A 16,171-nucleotide genomic window follows, 5' to 3' on the forward strand; every position below is an offset into this window, starting at 1 on the left:
CAGACCATATGATCCTCGCCGCACGGGGAAAGACAACCGGGAAAGCCATTGATGATGGCTATACCTACGTAACCATTCGTTGGTACAAACCAACGGAACAGCTCAAATGACCAGCGAACGCGAAAGCTTTTCGCGATGGGAATTCAGCGTCTCGAAGGTCTCGTCGCGCGTGGTCGTCGTCACCGACAGCTTCGTGAACGCCTGGTGGTAGGACTCCACCGCGGCCGTGTCGGTGATCAGCGTGTCGGACTCGATCCCGTGGGCGCAGGCGATGTCGGGCTCGAACGCCTCCGCGAAGCGCCACAGCGTGAACGGGCCCGTGCGCGGCACGTAGGCCGGATCCTCCAGCGGCACCACGTGCAGCGAGACGTTGGGCCGCTTGGCGTGCTCGATCAGCACCTCGAGCTGGCGGAGCTGGACGTGCCGCCCGACGATCGAGCGCGTCAGCACGCTCTCGTCGATCACGGCCCAGAGCACGACCCCGCTGTCGCGGGCCACGGCCTCCTGGCGGGCCAGCACGAGGGCCAGCGCCTCTTCCACCGTCTGCTGCCCGAGCGTGGCCGGGCCCGCCACGGTGATCGCGGCCCTGGCGTATTCCTCGGTCTGCAGCAGCGGCGGGACGAACTGGTTGTGGTAGGTGCGGATCACCGTGGCGCGTTGTTCGAGCGCGTAGCCGGTGGCCAGCCAGACGGGGATGGACATCGCGTCGTACCAGGCGGCCTCGCGCTCGCCCCTGGCCAGCGACAACACGTATTCGCGGATCGGCGGGACCGAGACGCCGTAGACGGTCAGCAGGCGCTCGACGGTGATCGGCGCGGGGGCGAGCCGGCCCTCCTCGATGGCGGGGATCGCCGCCGCGCCCCTGCCGATCGCGGTCTCCACCTGCTCGACGGAGAGCTGCGCGGCCAGGCGCAGGCCGTGCAGCCGCTTGCCCAGCGCCCGGCGCTGCGGGTCGCTCAGCGGCGCGCCCGCCTCGGGGATGTCGGCGGACGGCTCGGGCTCCTCGGGCAGCCCCTCGGCCTTGCGGGCCAGCTCGATCACGCCGCGCAGCACGGTCAGCGAGGTCTCGGACAGGCCGGAGGCGGACAGGCCGATGGTGGCCGCGCGCAGCTGCAGGTCCTCCACGGAGCCGGACTCGAGGTAGTCGTCGCCGACCAGCCAGCCGACGCTCACCTGGAGGCAGGAGGCCAGCGCCCGCAGCACCTGCAGCGTGGGGTTGGTCTGCTTGCCCGTGCGCAGCTGGCTGACGTAGGCACGGGTGATCGGGATGCCGGCCTCCGTCAGGGCGGAGGCGACCTGCGCGCCGGTGAAGCCGCGCTTGGTCAGCGCGAGATCGAGCCGTTCGGCGAAGTTCGCCACGGCACCCACCTCCTACCGCCCGTGAACTTTTTCCAGCCTAAGGGACCGCGGGCCGCACTGTCCCCTGCCATGCGGGCAAGCTCTGCCCGGCGGGCTGCTAACAACTTATGCGCAAACTGTGAGTTGACATAGCCCTGCATCGAAGCGGAGTATCGGAGCACGTGGTAACTGTGACTTAACAGCCCAAGGGTTCTGAAGAGATCCCCGTCGAGGAGGTGGCCGGACGTGACCATGGATTCCCCGGGTAGCTCCTGGTTCCTGGAAGATCCGGTTTCCTCCGGGCAGGAGCGGGTCGTCCAGCGCATCTGCACCCGCGTGGCCGGTTCGGTCACCGCGGCCGACGTGCACGTGGCGAGCCTGCCGCTGGGCGGAGTGCAGGTCTGGCTCGACGACCCCCGCCACCGCTGGCAGTTCCATCACCGGATGGCGCGCGAGCTGCGGCTGGCCGGCTGGCACACCGAGACCGGGCCCGACCGCCTGCTGCTGCTCGGCTGGAGCGCGGTCTGCCTGAGCCACCGCGTCAGGATGCTGGGCGCGGCGCTGGCCGGCCGGCTGGCCGACTTCGACAGGACCGCGTTCACGGCCGTCATGGTCGCCACCCGGCTGCGTCACGAGGGCTTCCCCGCGCGGGAGCTGCCCTCCGAGGTCGAGTCCCGCTGCGCGGACGAGCTGCGCTGGCCCGCCAGGCTGGCCGACCTCGACGGGCTCGAACGCCGCTCGTCACTGGAGCCGCTGCGGCTCAGGCTGGCCCAGGTGGCCGGGCTGGAGGCCACGGTGGCCCGCCGCTGCGGCGAGCATCTCGCCCTGGCCTCGAAGGTCGCGCGCACGGTGGCCGGCGGTGCGGGACCGGCCAGGAGGCGCGCCTCGCGGCCCCCGGCCGGGCTGACCGAGCGCATGGTCTGCGTCAGCGTGCCCAACGTGCCCGAGCGCGCCGGCGGGAACGGCGCCGGGAGCGGGGCCGAGAGCGCGGTGACGGCACGATGACGCGCGGCCCTGCCCCGTACTGCCTGGGCGCGACGGCGGTCATCACGGCCGCGTCCGGGCAGGCGCCGCCGTACGGGCGGCCGGTCCAGGGCCCCGTCACCACGGAAAGGCCCGTCCAGGGCCCCGTCACCATCCAGAGGCCCGTCCAGGGTCCCGTCACCATCGAGAGGCCGGCCCCGGGCCTCGGCGCCTCCGGCAGGAGGCCGTCCCGCGGGCGCGGCACTTCCCGGAGGCCGTCTCGCGGCCTCCGCACCTCAGGCAGGCCGGTCGGGATGGGGCCGGCCGGCGAGGAACCGGCCGGGATCGCCCCGGCCGTGAGAGAGCGGGCGCTGACATCGAACGGCGGGCGGTCCCCGGCCACGTATGGCCGGCCCGTCCCGCCCACCGCCTGTGCGGAACCGGTGACAGCGCCGTTGGCGCTGGCCCCGGCGCTTCCCCACCCCCCCGGCACCGTGCGGCACGTGCCCGACTTGTTCGGCGCGGTGCTGTTGGCCTGCGCGGTAGCGGCTGGCGTGCTGGCCATCTCGAGGGGTTGCGCCTGGGGTCGGCTTTCTCCCCGCCCGGGGGCGGTGGACGCGACGTGCCCGTCCGGCACGGCCGTCCCCCCGCCCGCGTCCGGCGGGGTCGCGCACGGCGGGGGCCACGCCCCGGGCGCGGGCGACCGGCACGACCGCGTGCCGGTGGCCGACCCGCCGTCCGCCGTTCCGCTCGCCGCCACGGCGCTGGTGCGGGTCGCCGTGGCGTCGGGACATGAGACCGGACCTCGATCTCAACGCGCGGCGGAAGGGGGGCCGGCGTGGCCACGCCGGCTCCCCGCCGGGCCGCGCGGCCTGACAGGAAACTCAGCCCGCTACACATAGGAGCGATCATGCTCGCCGACGAGCTGCGCAGGTCACAACCGCACGAAGTCCACCCGCGGGGCGCACGTCCCGCCGATCCGCCGCCGCCCCGCGACGAGGACCGGGACCGGCAGGCGGGCTCCGCGCGCACCGTGCACCGGCTGCGCCGCATCCGCCAGGTGTCCGTCGAGGCCATCACCGAGATCGACCAGGCGCTGCGGCACCGCGCCTCCTGACCCCACGCATCCCGCACAGGAGGAAGACCATGCGCACCGTCCGGGGCACACCGTGAGCCGCGGCAGGATCGGCGTGATCGTGGCGCCCGCGAACCCGTCGGCGGAGCCGGAGCTGACCAGGCTGCTCGGCTCCCGGGCCGACATGCACGTCGCCCGGCTCCCCGTACGCCCGGGGCCGTCCCTGGCCGACCGGCTCGACAGCTACAACGCGGCGCTGCCCGCCATGGTGGACGTGTTCGGCGGTCTGCGGCTCAACGCGATGGTCATGGCCTGCAGCGAGCCGCGCTACCTGCTCGGGCCCGACGAGGACCGCGAGCAGTGCGCGGAGCTGACCGCGGCGACCGGAGTGCCGTTCGCCACGGCCACGCTGGCCATGCGCGAGGCGATGGAGCACGTGATGGCCACCGACATCGTGCTGGTCTCGCCGTACCAGCCGTGGATCACGGACCTGGCCGAGCGGTTCTGGAAGTCGTCCGGCCTGACCGTCACCCAGGTGGTGCAGGTGCGCGCGTGCGACGGCTACTCCTCGTACGCGGTCACCCCGGCCGACCTGCTCAGCCAGGTCGATCCGGCCGAGCTGCCCGAGGACGCGGTGCTGCTGTTCACCGGCACCGGGCTGCCCACGCTGCCCGTGCTGCGCCGGCTGACCAGCGGCAGCGACCGCCTGGTGCTCACCTCGAACCTCTGCGTGGCCTGGTGGGCCCTGTCCCGGGCCGTCGGCAGGCACGTGACGCTCAGCCGGGTGCCGCACCGCCGCCGCGTGACGGCCCAAGGGGGGCGCTCGGCATGAACGGCGTCATCGTGGTCGGGGCGGGCCCCGCCGGGCTCACCGCCGCGCTCTCGCTGGCCAGGGCGGGCGTCCCGGTCACCGTGCTGGAGCGCGAGCACGAGCCGCCCCGCCGGCCGCGCGCCTGCACGTTCCACCCCGCCACCCTCGACCTGCTGGACGACCTCGGCGTCGCCGCGGGACTCGTGGCCGCCGGGCGGGTGGTGGACCGGGTGCAGTGGCGGGACCGGTCCGGGATCGTGCTGGCCGAGATGGGCATGAACCGGCTGCACGGCCTGACCAAGCATCCGTTCCGGATCCACGCCGACCAGTCCGCGCTGACGCCGCTGCTGCTCGCCGCCCTCAACGCCTGCCCCGACGTGGACGTGCGGTTCGGCGCGCGGGTGGACGGCGTGGCGGAAGGCGGCACCGGGATCCGGGTCCGCGTCGGCCACACCTGGACGCGGGCCCGGTACCTGATCGCCGCCGACGGCCCCGACAGCACCGTGCGCGGCTGCCTGGGGCTGCCGTTCCCCCGGTCCGCCTATCCGGCGCAGGCGCTGCGAGTCTTCACCGACTCGCCGCTCGACCGGCTGCTGCCGGGCCTGGCGCCGCTGACCCACGTACGGGACGTGCAGCAGTCGTGCACGCTGCTCGGGCTGCGCGACCACTGGCGGATCATCTTCAAGATCCCCTGCGACACGCACGAGCCGCTGTCGCCGTCGAACCTGTCCCTCCTGGTGCGCAGGACCCTGCCGGGCGCGGGCGAGCCGATCAGGCTGACGGGCGCGGACCGGTTCGGGCTGTCGAGGGGGGTGCTGACCTCGTACCGGTGCGGGCGGGTGCTGTTCGTGGGCGACGCCGCGCACCTGACCTCGACCGCCGGCGGGCTCAACATGAACGCGGGCATCCACGACGCCGCCGAGGCCGGACAGGTGCTCGCGGCCGTCATCCGCGGGCGGGCCCGGCCCGCCGCGCTGGAGGCGTGGGCCTGGCGGCGGCGCTCGGTGCTGATGAAGCGGGTGATCCCGCGGGGCGAGAGGCGGCCGGTGGGGGTGCGCGAGCGGGACACCGCCCGGCTGGCCGCCGCCATGGCCGGGCTGCGGGCCATCGCCCGCGATCCCGACGCCACGCGCGCCTACCTGGCGCAGGCGTCCCTGCTCGACGCGCCCGGCCCGCGCGTGCCGAAGCGGCCCATGAGCGATCCCGCTGTGCCCGATCCCGCCGTGCCCGATCCCGCTGTGCCCGATCCCGCTGTCTCCGATTCCGTGGGGCGGGCCTGAGGAGAACGGACACGCGTCCGCGTACCGATAGGAGGAGGTGACACCGGATGTGGCGAACCCTGTCAGACGACGCGCGCCAGGCCATTCGTGACCTGTGCGATAAGCACGGAGCCCGCCTCTACGACTACTGCCGCACCGAGCTCGCCGCGGGCGACGCCGAGCAGGCGGTCGCCGGCGCCGTGATGACGGCGCACCTGTACGCGGACCGCGTGGTGGACCCGGCCCTGCGCCGGCCCTGGCTGTACGCGGTGACCCGGGCCCACCGGGCGGTCGTGGCCAAGCCCGCGAGCATCGGCTCGTGGTCCCGCCCCGGCCGCATGTCCGAGCTGCTGCCCGAGGCGCTGCTGTCCCTGGACCGCCCGCAGCGGGAGCTGCTCGACCTGGCCGTACGCCACGGCCTGGCCGACGCGGAGCTCAGCGCGATCTTCGAGCTGCCGGAGGCCGAGGTGCACGCCATCGTGGCGCAGGCCGCGGCCGGCCTCGAAGAGTGGTTCGCCGCGATCATGGCGGCCCGCTCCCGCGACGGCTGCCCCGACCTGACGGCCCGCATGTCGGAGTGGGTCGCCTCCCCCGGCCGGCGGGCCAGGTCCCGCATCGGCCGCCACATCCAGTCCTGTGCGACCTGCCGGGCCGCGCCCAGGACCATGACGGCGGGCGCGCTGCTACGCCGCCTGCCGATCGCGTCGTCGCCCGGCACACTTCCCAACCGGCTGGCGTTGGCGCAGCCGTTGCCCGGCGAGGGGCCGATCTGGCGGGCCGACGGCTTTCCTGTGCAGGCCCGCACACTGGTGGAGACCGGCTCTTCGACGCCGGCTCCTCCGGTCGCCGGCGCCACGCCGTCCGTCCCGGTCGCCGGCCCCACGACGGCGACGCCGGGAAAGCCCTGGTCGGCGGCGGGCGCGGCCGCCGCCGACCAGGAGCCCGCCCTGAGGCCGATGCCCCTGGCGGCCCCCGTGCCCGAACCGCCCGACGGGCCCCCGCGCCTGCCGGAGCCCACCGAGGACACGCTGCCGGCCGTCCCGCTGGAGGGGACGATCCCGCTGCCCGCCCCCGTCGAGCGGGCGATGCCCCTGGCCGCTCCCGTGCCTCTTCCCGAGCCCGGCGACGAGCCGCCGCCCGGGCCCGGCCGGCAGGATCCGCCGGCGGCGCCGGCCGTACGCGGGCGCCACCCCTTCACGCCGCCGAGCCGCACCCGGCCCTTCCGCGGCGGCACGTACGGCGACAAGCTCGTCTACACCACCGTGACCAGGGGCGAGAGCAACGGCCACGGCGACCACGGCACGATCGTCCGCTACGGCGGCATCACCCTGTCCGCCCTCCAGCAGGCCCCGAACGGGGACGCCGCCCAGTGGCAGGAGTTCTGGCGCGACCCGTCCGACGACGAGGACGATCCCGAGCCGGGCACCCCGATCAGGGCGGTGGCCAGGCTCGGGCTGATCATGGGCGTCGGCCTGCTGGCGGCGGGCCTGATCTGGGCTGTCATGAACGCCCGCGAGCACCCGGCCACGCTCACCAAGGCCGCCGCGCAGACCAGCGTGCTGCTGGAGGAGCCCGCGCGCCGGGTCGCCGAGGCGGCCACGGCGGGCGAGGGAGGAGCGGCGAGCACCGCGGAGTCGCCGGAGTCGGGGATGAAGGCGCTGTCCAGGAAGGCCGAGCTGCCCCGCCCGGCGCCGCCGGTGGCGCGGCTGTCGCCGTCGTCGGCGTGGCTGGGCGCGAAGCGCACGGGGACGTTCGGGCTGTCGTGCACGGGCCGGTGCGAGATCGTCTCGGCCTCCGGCACGAGCGGCGTCACCGTGTCCGGGAACCGCTTCCGGGTCAAGGAGACGGCGGCGGACCGGGCGCTCGCGCGGGAGAGCTGCGAGCCGCGCGTGCGGCGCGGGCAGATCACCGTCCGCTGGACGGGCCAGACCACCGGGGACGGCCGCCGCACCGGCGGCACCACCGCCGCCGGGGGCACGCTCACCATGCGGGTGGCCTGGACGGTCGCCCCGCGCGACGACGCGCTGACGCGCGACGCCCGCGACGGCGTCTTCCTGCGGGACTGCGACTAGCCCCGGCCACCGGGCGGAGCCGGCGTCACGAGGGGCTGCGGGCAGGAGCCGGGGACCCGGCTCCTGCCCCCGTACGGTTTAGAAGAAGTGGAAGCCGGGCTCGGGCTCGGGCAGGTCGAGCCGGTCGGGGCCGCGGAACGTGGCGGTGTCCTTCGGCACGTCGGCCAGCGGCGTGCCCAGCACAAACGGCACGCTCACGCTGCTCCTGGCCAGGTCGATGGTGACGTTGGCGCCGGTGCCGGTCTCGTCCGTGTAGGTCGAGTCGGTCCCGGCGATGACCAGGCCGATCCGGTGGCCCTTGCGGAACGTGTAGTCCTGCGGCAGTGTCAGCCACTTCACCGTGCCGTAGACGCCGGCGGGCAGCGGGGTGGCCTGGCTGAGCGAGTGGCGGTTCTGCACGTCGATCCAGCCGCGGGCGACGATCTCCAGCGGGCGGGTGGCCACGTTCGTGACGACCTTGCGGTAGCAGGCGTCGTCGGCCGCGGTGCTCTCCCCGTGGCAGTCCTCCTCGGTGAGCGTGGTGATGCCCTGGCCGCGCCGCCAGTCGACGCGGGTCGCCGCGCCGAAGTCGACCAGGAGCGCGGTCAGGTTGGAGGTGGGCTTGTCCAGCTTGACCCGCAGGTCGGCGGTGGGCGTGCCGGACAGGCGCAGGTCGAGCGGGAGCGCGCCGGTCGTGAACGCCACCCGGCCCGGGTTCGCCGTGCCCACGTCGGCCACCATGTCGGTCTCGCTCATGGCGACGTCGGTGAAGGAGGCGGTGCTGTTCCTGGCGGCCGGCCGCAGGCCGAGCGAGCCGTCGGGCGCCGGGCGCAGCTTCGCCTCGATCGCGAACGGGGCCGGCCAGTCGCGCTGGGTGATCCACTGCGCCGGGCCGATCTCGACGTCGGCGCGGGGCTCGTGCATGATCCCGTTGCGTACGCCGTGCAGCCAGTGGTCGAACCAGCGGTGCAGCGTGTCCACCCACAGGCCCCGGCGGCCCTCGAAGTCGAACGGGTCGACGTGCTGGGTCTGGCCGACCCAGATCTTGCGCGGCACGTGCCGGTCGGCCAGGGCCTTCCACCAGGCGGAGAAGTTGTCGGGCTTGACGTTGAGGTCGTTGACCGTGTGGATGACGAAGACGCTGGCCTTCACCTTGGAGACGTCGCCGAGCAGGCCGCCGATGTAGTCGCGTTCGGCCCAGAACGGGTTGTGGTCGCCCGTGTCGTCGCCGTCCTCGGCGTCCATCCTGTCGCGCACCGCCTGGCACTTGGCCTCGGGGTCGGTGTCGACGTAGTTGGCCAGCCAGGAGGCGTAGTCGTAGTTGTACACGACGCCGTTGGAGCGCTGGTACTTGTACCAGGAGCTGATCGCCGAGATGGGCACGATGGTCTTGAGCCCTTCGACGCCGGTGGCGGCCACGGCGTTGGCCAGGGTGCCGTCGTACGACTTGCCGATCATCGCGGACTTGCCGGTCGTCCAGTCGGCCACGGCCGGGGCGCCGTCGGCCCGGAACGCCTTGGCGCGGCCGTTCAGCCAGTCGATGACGGCCTTGCCGCCCAGCACGTCGGCCTTGCCGCCGACGTCGGGGCAGCCGTCCGACCTGGTGGTGCCGAGCATGTCGACGTTGAGGACGGCGTAGCCGCGGGGCACGAAGTAGTTGTCATAGAAGAGCGGAAACTTCGTGACATTTCCGGCGGCGTCGTAGATTTTGCGCTCTGACTCGTTTCCGCGGCCCGAGTTGTCGTAGTACGGGCTCTCATCGATGATCACCGGCACCCTGAGCCCCGGGCCGGACTCCTTGGGCCTGATGATGTCCACCCTGACCTTGTCGAGGTTGCCGTCGAGGTCGCTGTCGACGGTCGACTCGACGTACACGTGCTCGCGGATCGCGTCCGCGTACGAGAAGACCGGCTGTGTACGGCCGTTCTCGACCGTGATCCGGGGAGCGGCGGCGGCAGCGGCTTGGGCGGGAGTCGCGATCGCGAGGGTGAGGGCGACGGCGAAGAGGGCTGGGCGTAATTGTGACACGCGTGACCTCCGGGACTGGTGACCGATAAGCGGAATCTCTCAGACCGCCCGGGAGGTGGCAAGATCCCAGGTGTGGATGTTCTGGACAGAGTTCGGGGCTGCCTCCTGGGCGGCGCGATCGGCGACGCCCTCGGGGCGCCGATCGAGTTCCGGTCGTTGCGCGATATCCGCAGGGATCACGGTAAGGACGGCGTCACCGGTTACGTCACGACCTGGCATGGCAGGACCGGCCAGATCACGGACGACACCCAGATGACCCTCTTCACCGTCGAGGGTCTCCTGGACGCCCGTGACGTCGCGGGCCGCGCCAGTGGACCGGGCGCGGGGAAGAGCGCCGGCACGCCGGGTGACGGCTTCCGGGAGGCGGCGGTCGAGGCGGTGCGCCGGGCGTACCTGCGCTGGCTCGACACGCAGCAGTTCCCCGCTCCCCCGCCCGCGGACCCGCCCGGGCGGGCGGGCCGGCTGTCGCGGGAGCAGTGGCTGTACTCACGGCGCGCCCCGGGCAACGCCTGCCTGTCGGGCCTGCGTCACCCCTTCCCCGGGCCGTCCGCGTGGGGCCGTCCCGGCCCGGTGAACCCCGGCTCGAAGGGGTGCGGCACGGTGATGCGCTCGGCCCCGTTCGGCCTGATCGCCCGCCCGCCGCAGCACCCCGGCACCCCCGGCGCCCTTGGTGCCCCCGGCGGCCCGGCCGGTGACCTGGACAGACAGAGCGGCGACCTCGGCATGCAGGGCGGCGACCTCGGCGGGCGGGGCGGGCCGGGCCCGTGGGGCGGGTTCGGCGCGCGGGAGGCGTTCGAGCTGGCGGCGGTCTGCGGCCAGATCACCCACGGCCATCCGACCGGCTACCTGGCCGCCGGCGCCTTCGCCGCGATCATCGCCCACCTCATGGCCGGCGAGGCGCTGGAGCCCGCCGTCCAGCGGGCGATGGACCTGCTGGCCCGCTACCCCGGCCACGAGGAGACCAGCGCCGCCCTGGACGCCGCCGTGTCCCTGGCCGCAAGGGGCGCCCCCTCCCCCGAGGCGGTCGAGTCGCTGGGCGGCGCGTGGATCGCCGAGGAGGCGCTGGCCATCGGCGTCTACTGCGCCCTGGCCGAGCCTGCGGTGGACAGGGCGCTGCTGCTGTCGGTCAACCACTCGGGCGACAGCGACTCGACCGGCTCGGTGTGCGGCAACCTCCTGGGCGCCCTGCACGGCGCCGCCGTCCTGCCCGCCGCCTGGCTGGACCCGCTGGAGGGCAGGGAGACGATCGAACGCCTGGCCGCCGCGCTCGCCTGACCGCGCCACGGCCCACCCCAGCGTCTAGGGTGGATGTCCGTCAGCTCGATGAGGAGAAGGTGCATGCGTAACGTCGCTCGGACCTCGCTGGTGGACGCCGCCATCGCCGAGCTCCGCCGGGAGATCGCCGCAGGGGTGTGGCCGGTCGGCACCAAGATCCCTTCGGAGAGCCGGCTCGCGGAGAGCCTGGGCATGAGCAGGCTCTCGGTGCGCGAGGCGGTGCGCGTGCTGGCCCACGCGGGGCTGCTGCACACCCGGCAGGGCGACGGCACCTACGTGACCGCGACCGACGAGTCGAAGGTCGCGCTGCGCCGCCGCCTCGACACCGCGGCCGCCATGGACATCATCGACGTACGCCGCGGCCTCGACCTCGTCGCGGCCCGGCTGGCGGCCGGGCGGCGCACCGAGGAGGACCTGTCGGCGATGCGCGAGACCCTGGCCCGCAGGAACGCGGCCGGCCGGGCCGGCGACCTCGACGGCTTCGCCGACGCCGACGTGGACTTCCACCTGCAAGTGGCCGACGCCGCGCACAACGCCCTGCTGGCCGACCTCTACCGCAGCATGAGCGACGCCCTCCGCGACAGCGTCAGAGATCAGGAGGAGGCCGCCCTCACCCCGGACTCCTCCCACGAGGAGCTGCTGCGCGCCATCGAGGAGAAAGACCCGGCCAAGGCCGTCGCGGTCTCGGTCTCCATCCTCGACCAACAGGAACGCGACCTCTGACATCTCTTACCCCACGACCATGCCAAATGAGCACAGGTGTTCGATCTCCCGGGTGACGCGGCACCCGCCGGGAGACTAGGCTGTGGCTGTGAGCCGGTGGGACGACAGGGAACGCGCCGCGATGGTGGCGCTGCTCCGCCGCACCTCTACGGAGCAGGGCGAACGCGACCTCGTCCAGCGGCTCGATGAGGCGTCTCCGGTGGCGGTGCTGCGCGAGCGCCTGGGCTCCGCCGACCTGTTCTCCGATCCGGTCGAGGACGCGATGGCCGGCGCGGCGGAGGAGATCGCCTCCTGGGAGCAGGACGGCATCCACGTCCTCACCATGGGAGACGATCGTTACCCGCACAGGCTGTGCGACGTGTTCGACCGGCCCCCGTTGCTGTTCGCCCGCGGGACGGTGCTCGCGGAGGACGACGGCGTCGCCGTGGTCGGCTCCCGCACGGTCTCGCCGCAGGGCCGGTCGCTCGCCACCGAGCTGGCCACCCGGCTCGTCGAGCGTGGCCTGACCGTCGTCTCGGGCCTGGCCGCCGGTGTCGACACCGCGGCCCATCAAGCCGCGCTCCGCGCGGGCGGCCGGACGGTGGCCGTCATCGGCACCGGAATCCGCCGGCATTTCCCTCCCGAGAATCGCGACCTCCATCGTGAGGTGGCCGAGCGAGGAGCGGTGTTCTCACAGTTCTGGCCTGATCGTGCGCCGGACAAGACAACGTTTCCCCTGCGCAACGGCACGATGTCGGGCTACAGTCTGGCGACGATCATCGTCGAGGCCGGCGAGCGGAGCGGGACTCGCATTCAGGCGCGCAAGGCCGTGGAGCACGGACGGCCTGTGATCCTGATGCGGTCCGTGATCGAGCGCACCGAATGGGGCCGGATCACGGCGGACAGACCCGACGTCCACGTGGCCGAGGACGTCTGTGGAGCGATCGCCATCGTCGATGATCTGCTGGACCGACACAAGCAGCTTGAAAGGTTCCTTTCGAGGATGGGCTGACCCCATTGGCCGAGACGCTACCGGTGCTCAGGGAGATGATTCGCGAGCGGCTTGGCGCGATCATGACCAATCCCCTCAGGATCCCCAACGTCACCTGTGAGGTCTGCACGGGTCCTGTCGCCTCGCGGTACACGCGGTGTTACCGGTGTCACGAAGACGCGCGCAGGGAAGACGTACCTGTCGCCCGGCGGGTCGTCCCCCTGACCTATGCCGTGGCGGGCACCCAGGTGGAGCGGGACATGTACCGGTACAAAGACTTCATGCCGGCTGCCCAGAGGCTCCGCAATTCCTCTTACCAGCGGTTACTCCTGCTCCTTCTCGGGTTCGCCCAATTCCACGCCTCCTGCCTCGACCTCGTGGCACGCAGGCCCGTCACCGGCATGGCGACGGTCCCCTCGCTCCGGGGGCGCACGGGCGCGCATCCGCTCGTCACCCTGGCGGCCGTCCTTCCGGGGCACTGGGCCCAGGTGAAGCTTGAGGCCACCGCCGGCATCCCCGAGGCGCAGCGCCGTGATCTGCGGCCCCAGCACTTCGTCGTGCCCGATCGGGACATCGTGGCGGGTCAGCACATCCTCCTGCTGGAGGACACGTGGGTGCAGGGGCGTCATGCGCAGCCGGCGGCGGCCGCGCTGCTGCTCGCGGGAGCCTCGGACGTGACGATCCTGGTCATCGCCCGCCGTATCCGTACCGACCTGCGGCTGTCGCTCGCGGAGGACTCCCTGCGGCAGATCCTCACCGAGCGCGAATACTCCGTGGACCTCTGTCCCGTGGCCGGCAAGAGCTGCAGGCACTGGCCACGACATCCCCGGTTCACGCCGTAGTGCCGGTCAGGGGAGGAGGGTGAGGAGGGCGACGATTCCCAGGGCCAGGGAGGCGGTGGCGGCGAGGAGGGGGATCGTGGCGGGTGCGCGCCGGCCGGAGCCCTCCTGGACGAACACCGGGCGGATCCAGCGCAGGTAGTAGAAGAGGCTGGCGACGGTGTTGGCGGCGGCCAGGACCGCGAGCCAGGCGTACCCGGCGTCCCAGGCCGCCGCGAACATCAGCAGCTTGCCGGCGAAGACGGCCGTCGGCGGTGTGCCGACGAGGCCGAGCAGGCACACGACCAGGGCGAACGCCGTCCAGGGCGAGCGCCGGGCCAGGCCGGCGTAGTCGGCCAGGGTGTCCGTGCCGGTGGCGACGACGACGGCGAAGGCGCCCAGGTTCGTGACGGCGTACGCGGCCAGGTAGAACAGCAGCGCCGGCGCCGCCAGGTCCGTGCGGCCCGCCACCGCCACCGGCACCAGCAGGTAGCCGGCCTGGCTGATCGTCGAGTACGCCAGCAGCCGCCGCACGTTCGGCTGGTGGAAGGCGGCCAGGTTGCCCAGGGTCATGGTGGCCGCCGCGAGGACGGCGAGCAGCGCGGGCTCGTCGAAGACCTCCGAGGCCAGCCGGTACGCCGCCACGAACGCCCCGATCTTGGGCACCGTGGTCACGAACGCCGCCACCGGCCGCGACGCGCCCTCCGCCACGTCGGGCACCCAGAAGTGCGCCGGCGCCGCCCCGGCCTTGAACAGCGGCCCCGCCAGCAGCAGGACCGCGGCCACGGCGGGCGCGCGGGCGCCGGAGTAGGCGGTGGCGCCCGAGTGGCCGTACGCGAGCGTGACGCCCGCCAGCATGAGCACGCCCAGGAACGCGCCCATCAGGTAGTACTTGAGCGCCGCCTCGGTGCCGGGCGCGTCCTTGGCGAACCCGGCCAGCGCGTACGCGGGGATGCTCGCCAGCAGGTACGCCGCCACGAGCACGAGCAGGTCGCCCGCCCCCGCCATGACGATCGTCCCGAGGGCGGCCAGCGAGGTCAGCGTGTAGAGCTCGCTCTCCCGCGCGTGTCCCCTGGCCCGGCCGGCCATCAGGCAGAGGGCGAGGAGGGTGGACAGGGTGACGGTGAGGCGGGTGACGTTCGTGGCGGCGTCGACGACGTAGCCCTCGAAGGTCCCGGGGCTCAGGGCGGTGGCGGCGGTGGCGGCGGCGGTGGCGGCGGCCCCGGCGAGCGCGGCGGCGTTGATCCAGGCGGTCACGCGCTGGCGCTCCCGCGCGGCGTACAGCCCGGCCAGCAGCCCGGCCACCGCGCCCGCCAGGATCAGCAGCTCGGGGAGGAGGGCGAGCGGGTTCATCGGCCTGCCAGGTTCACGATGGCGGAGGCGGCGGGTGCGATCAGGTCGAGCAGCCACCGCGGGGCGACGCCGATGGCCAGCGACAGGGCGAGCAGCGGGGCGATCGCGGCCAGCTCGTGCGCGCGCAGGTCGGTGACGCGGCCGGTCAGCTCGCCCGGCCCGCCGAGGAAGGCCCGGTGCAGGGCGCGCAGCAGCAGGGCCGCGGTGATGAGGATGCCGAGCAGCGACAGCGCGCCCGCGACCACCGCGCCGGCCCCGATCACGCCGGTGAAGATCTGGAACTCGGCGATGAACCCGGACAGGCCGGGCAGCCCCAGCGAGGCGAACGCCGCCACCGCCGTCACGCCGGTCAGGACCGGGGCCTGGCCCGCCAGTCCGCCGAACCGGCCGAGGTCGTGGCTGCCGGCCCGGTCCCACAGCACGCCGGTGATCAGGAACAGCGCGCCGGTGATGAGGCCGTGGCTGACCATCTGGGTGACGGCCCCGCTGACCGCCAGCTCCCTGGCCGCCCGGCCGCCGCTCAGGCCCGCCGCGCCCAGGGCCAGGACGATGTAGCCCATGTGGTTGACGGAGGTGTAGGCGATCAGGCGTTTGAAGTTCTCCTGGGCCAGCGCGACCAGAGCGCCGTACAGGACGCTGACGACGCCGATCACGATGACGGCCCAGGCGTACGCGCGCCACTGCTCCGGCAGCATGGGCACGGCGATGCGGGCGAAGCCGTACGTGCCCATCTTGAGCAGCACCCCGGCCAGGATCGCCGAGCCGGCGGCGGGCGCGTCGGTGTGGGCCGCCGGCAGCCAGGTGTGCACGGGCACGACCGGCGTCTTGACCGCGAGCCCGACGCCCACGGCGAGCAGCACCGCGGCGCCCGCGCGCGGCGGGCCGACGGTCAGGTCGGCGGTCAGGTCGGCGGTCAGGTCGGCGGTCAGGTCGACCATGTCGAACGTGTGCGGCTCGGCCGCCAGGTACAGGCCGATGAAGCCGAGCAGCAGCGCCAGCGAGCCGAGGAAGGTGTAGAGGAAGAACTTCAGCGCCGAGCGCGCCCGATCGCCGTGGCCCCAGCCGACGATCACGAAGTACATGCCGACGATCGCCAGGTCGAAGAAGACGAAGAAGAGCAGCAGGTCGAGGGCGGCGAACAGGCCGAGGCAGACGGTCTGCAGGAACAGGAACAACGCCGCGTACGCCCTGGGCCGGCGCGTCCGGCGCAGCGAGTAGACGGCGCAGAGCAGGAACAGCAGCGAGGTCATGGCGATGAGCGGCAGCGACAGGCCGTCCACGCCGACGTGGTAGCCGGCCCGCACGGAGGGGATCCAGCGCAGCCTGGTCTCGTACGCGAAGCCGCCGGCCCGGCCCGGGCCGTACCCGGCCCACATGGCCACGACGAGGGCCAGGTCGGCGGCCGTGGCGGCGATCCAGATCCAGCCGGCCGCCCGCGCGCCGAGGCGGGGCAGGGCCAGCAGCGCCGCGGCCGCCAGAGGCAGGAAGATCACTATGGCGAGCACGG

At 73.5% G+C, this 16,171-nt stretch carries 13 protein-coding genes; 9 read left to right on the top strand and 4 right to left on the bottom strand.

The window, feature by feature from the left end; translation table 11 throughout:
- Window positions 1-102 precede the first annotated feature (102 nt).
- Window positions 103-1,359, bottom strand: a complete 1,257-nt coding sequence (locus IO39_RS50125) for a helix-turn-helix domain-containing protein (protein ID WP_052422307.1) — start codon at window positions 1,357-1,359, stop codon at window positions 103-105.
- 225 nt (window positions 1,360-1,584) lie between these two features.
- Here IO39_RS50125 and IO39_RS01110 point away from each other — a divergent pair, with 225 nt between their 5' ends.
- The 5 genes from IO39_RS01110 to IO39_RS01135 all read left to right on the top strand — a co-directional run bounded on the left by IO39_RS01110 (window position 1,585) and on the right by IO39_RS01135 (window position 7,518).
- Window positions 1,585-2,343, top strand: a complete 759-nt coding sequence (locus tag IO39_RS01110) for a hypothetical protein (RefSeq protein WP_157547771.1) — start codon at window positions 1,585-1,587, stop codon at window positions 2,341-2,343.
- An 868-nt stretch (window positions 2,344-3,211) separates the two neighbouring features.
- Window positions 3,212-3,418: a hypothetical protein gene (locus IO39_RS01120; protein WP_043614320.1), complete on the top strand. Its 207-nt coding sequence runs from the start codon at window positions 3,212-3,214 to the stop codon at window positions 3,416-3,418.
- A 52-nt stretch (window positions 3,419-3,470) separates the two neighbouring features.
- Complete coding sequence (locus IO39_RS01125; protein WP_052422308.1) at window positions 3,471-4,208, top strand: maleate cis-trans isomerase family protein; 738 nt, start codon at window positions 3,471-3,473, stop codon at window positions 4,206-4,208.
- Entirely contained in the window at window positions 4,205-5,467 is a 1,263-nt protein-coding gene (locus IO39_RS01130; protein ID WP_052422309.1) for an FAD-dependent oxidoreductase, read from the top strand. The genes IO39_RS01125 and IO39_RS01130 overlap by 4 nt, the downstream gene beginning before the upstream one ends.
- Window positions 5,468-5,514: 47 nt before the next feature.
- Entirely contained in the window at window positions 5,515-7,518 is a 2,004-nt protein-coding gene (locus tag IO39_RS01135; protein ID WP_043614323.1) for an RNA polymerase sigma factor, read from the top strand.
- A 78-nt stretch (window positions 7,519-7,596) separates the two neighbouring features.
- Here IO39_RS01135 and IO39_RS01140 read toward each other — a convergent pair whose 3' ends face one another.
- Window positions 7,597-9,525, bottom strand: coding sequence for a Xaa-Pro dipeptidyl-peptidase (locus IO39_RS01140; protein WP_043614326.1), 1,929 nt, complete (start codon window positions 9,523-9,525; stop codon window positions 7,597-7,599).
- A gap of 72 nt (window positions 9,526-9,597) precedes the next feature.
- Between IO39_RS01140 and IO39_RS01145 the strand changes: the two genes are divergently transcribed.
- From IO39_RS01145 to IO39_RS01160, 4 genes are all read left to right on the top strand, one after another.
- A complete protein-coding gene (locus tag IO39_RS01145; RefSeq protein ID WP_063765192.1) occupies window positions 9,598-10,800 on the top strand; it encodes an ADP-ribosylglycohydrolase family protein in 1,203 nt (400 codons plus the stop codon).
- A 63-nt stretch (window positions 10,801-10,863) separates the two neighbouring features.
- Entirely contained in the window at window positions 10,864-11,523 is a 660-nt protein-coding gene (locus IO39_RS01150) for a FadR/GntR family transcriptional regulator (RefSeq protein WP_043614331.1), read from the top strand.
- 88 nt (window positions 11,524-11,611) lie between these two features.
- Entirely contained in the window at window positions 11,612-12,514 is a 903-nt protein-coding gene (locus IO39_RS01155) for a DNA-processing protein DprA (protein WP_157547773.1), read from the top strand.
- A 260-nt stretch (window positions 12,515-12,774) separates the two neighbouring features.
- Window positions 12,775-13,335: a hypothetical protein gene (locus IO39_RS01160; RefSeq protein WP_157547775.1), complete on the top strand. Its 561-nt coding sequence runs from the start codon at window positions 12,775-12,777 to the stop codon at window positions 13,333-13,335.
- Window positions 13,336-13,341: 6 nt separating this feature from the next.
- On the opposite strand, the gene IO39_RS01165 is transcribed toward IO39_RS01160, so the two are convergent.
- Window positions 13,342-14,664: an NADH-quinone oxidoreductase subunit N gene (locus tag IO39_RS01165; protein WP_043614337.1), complete on the bottom strand. Its 1,323-nt coding sequence runs from the start codon at window positions 14,662-14,664 to the stop codon at window positions 13,342-13,344.
- Window positions 14,661-16,169, bottom strand: a complete 1,509-nt coding sequence (locus IO39_RS01170; protein ID WP_043614340.1) for a complex I subunit 4 family protein — start codon at window positions 16,167-16,169, stop codon at window positions 14,661-14,663. The genes IO39_RS01165 and IO39_RS01170 overlap by 4 nt, the downstream gene beginning before the upstream one ends.
- Between the last annotated feature and the right edge of the window lie 2 nt (window positions 16,170-16,171).

Origin of the sequence: Nonomuraea candida, from assembly GCF_000725485.1 — a bacterium.
In the GTDB taxonomy this organism is placed as follows: Bacteria; Actinomycetota; Actinomycetes; order Streptosporangiales; family Streptosporangiaceae; genus Nonomuraea; species Nonomuraea candida.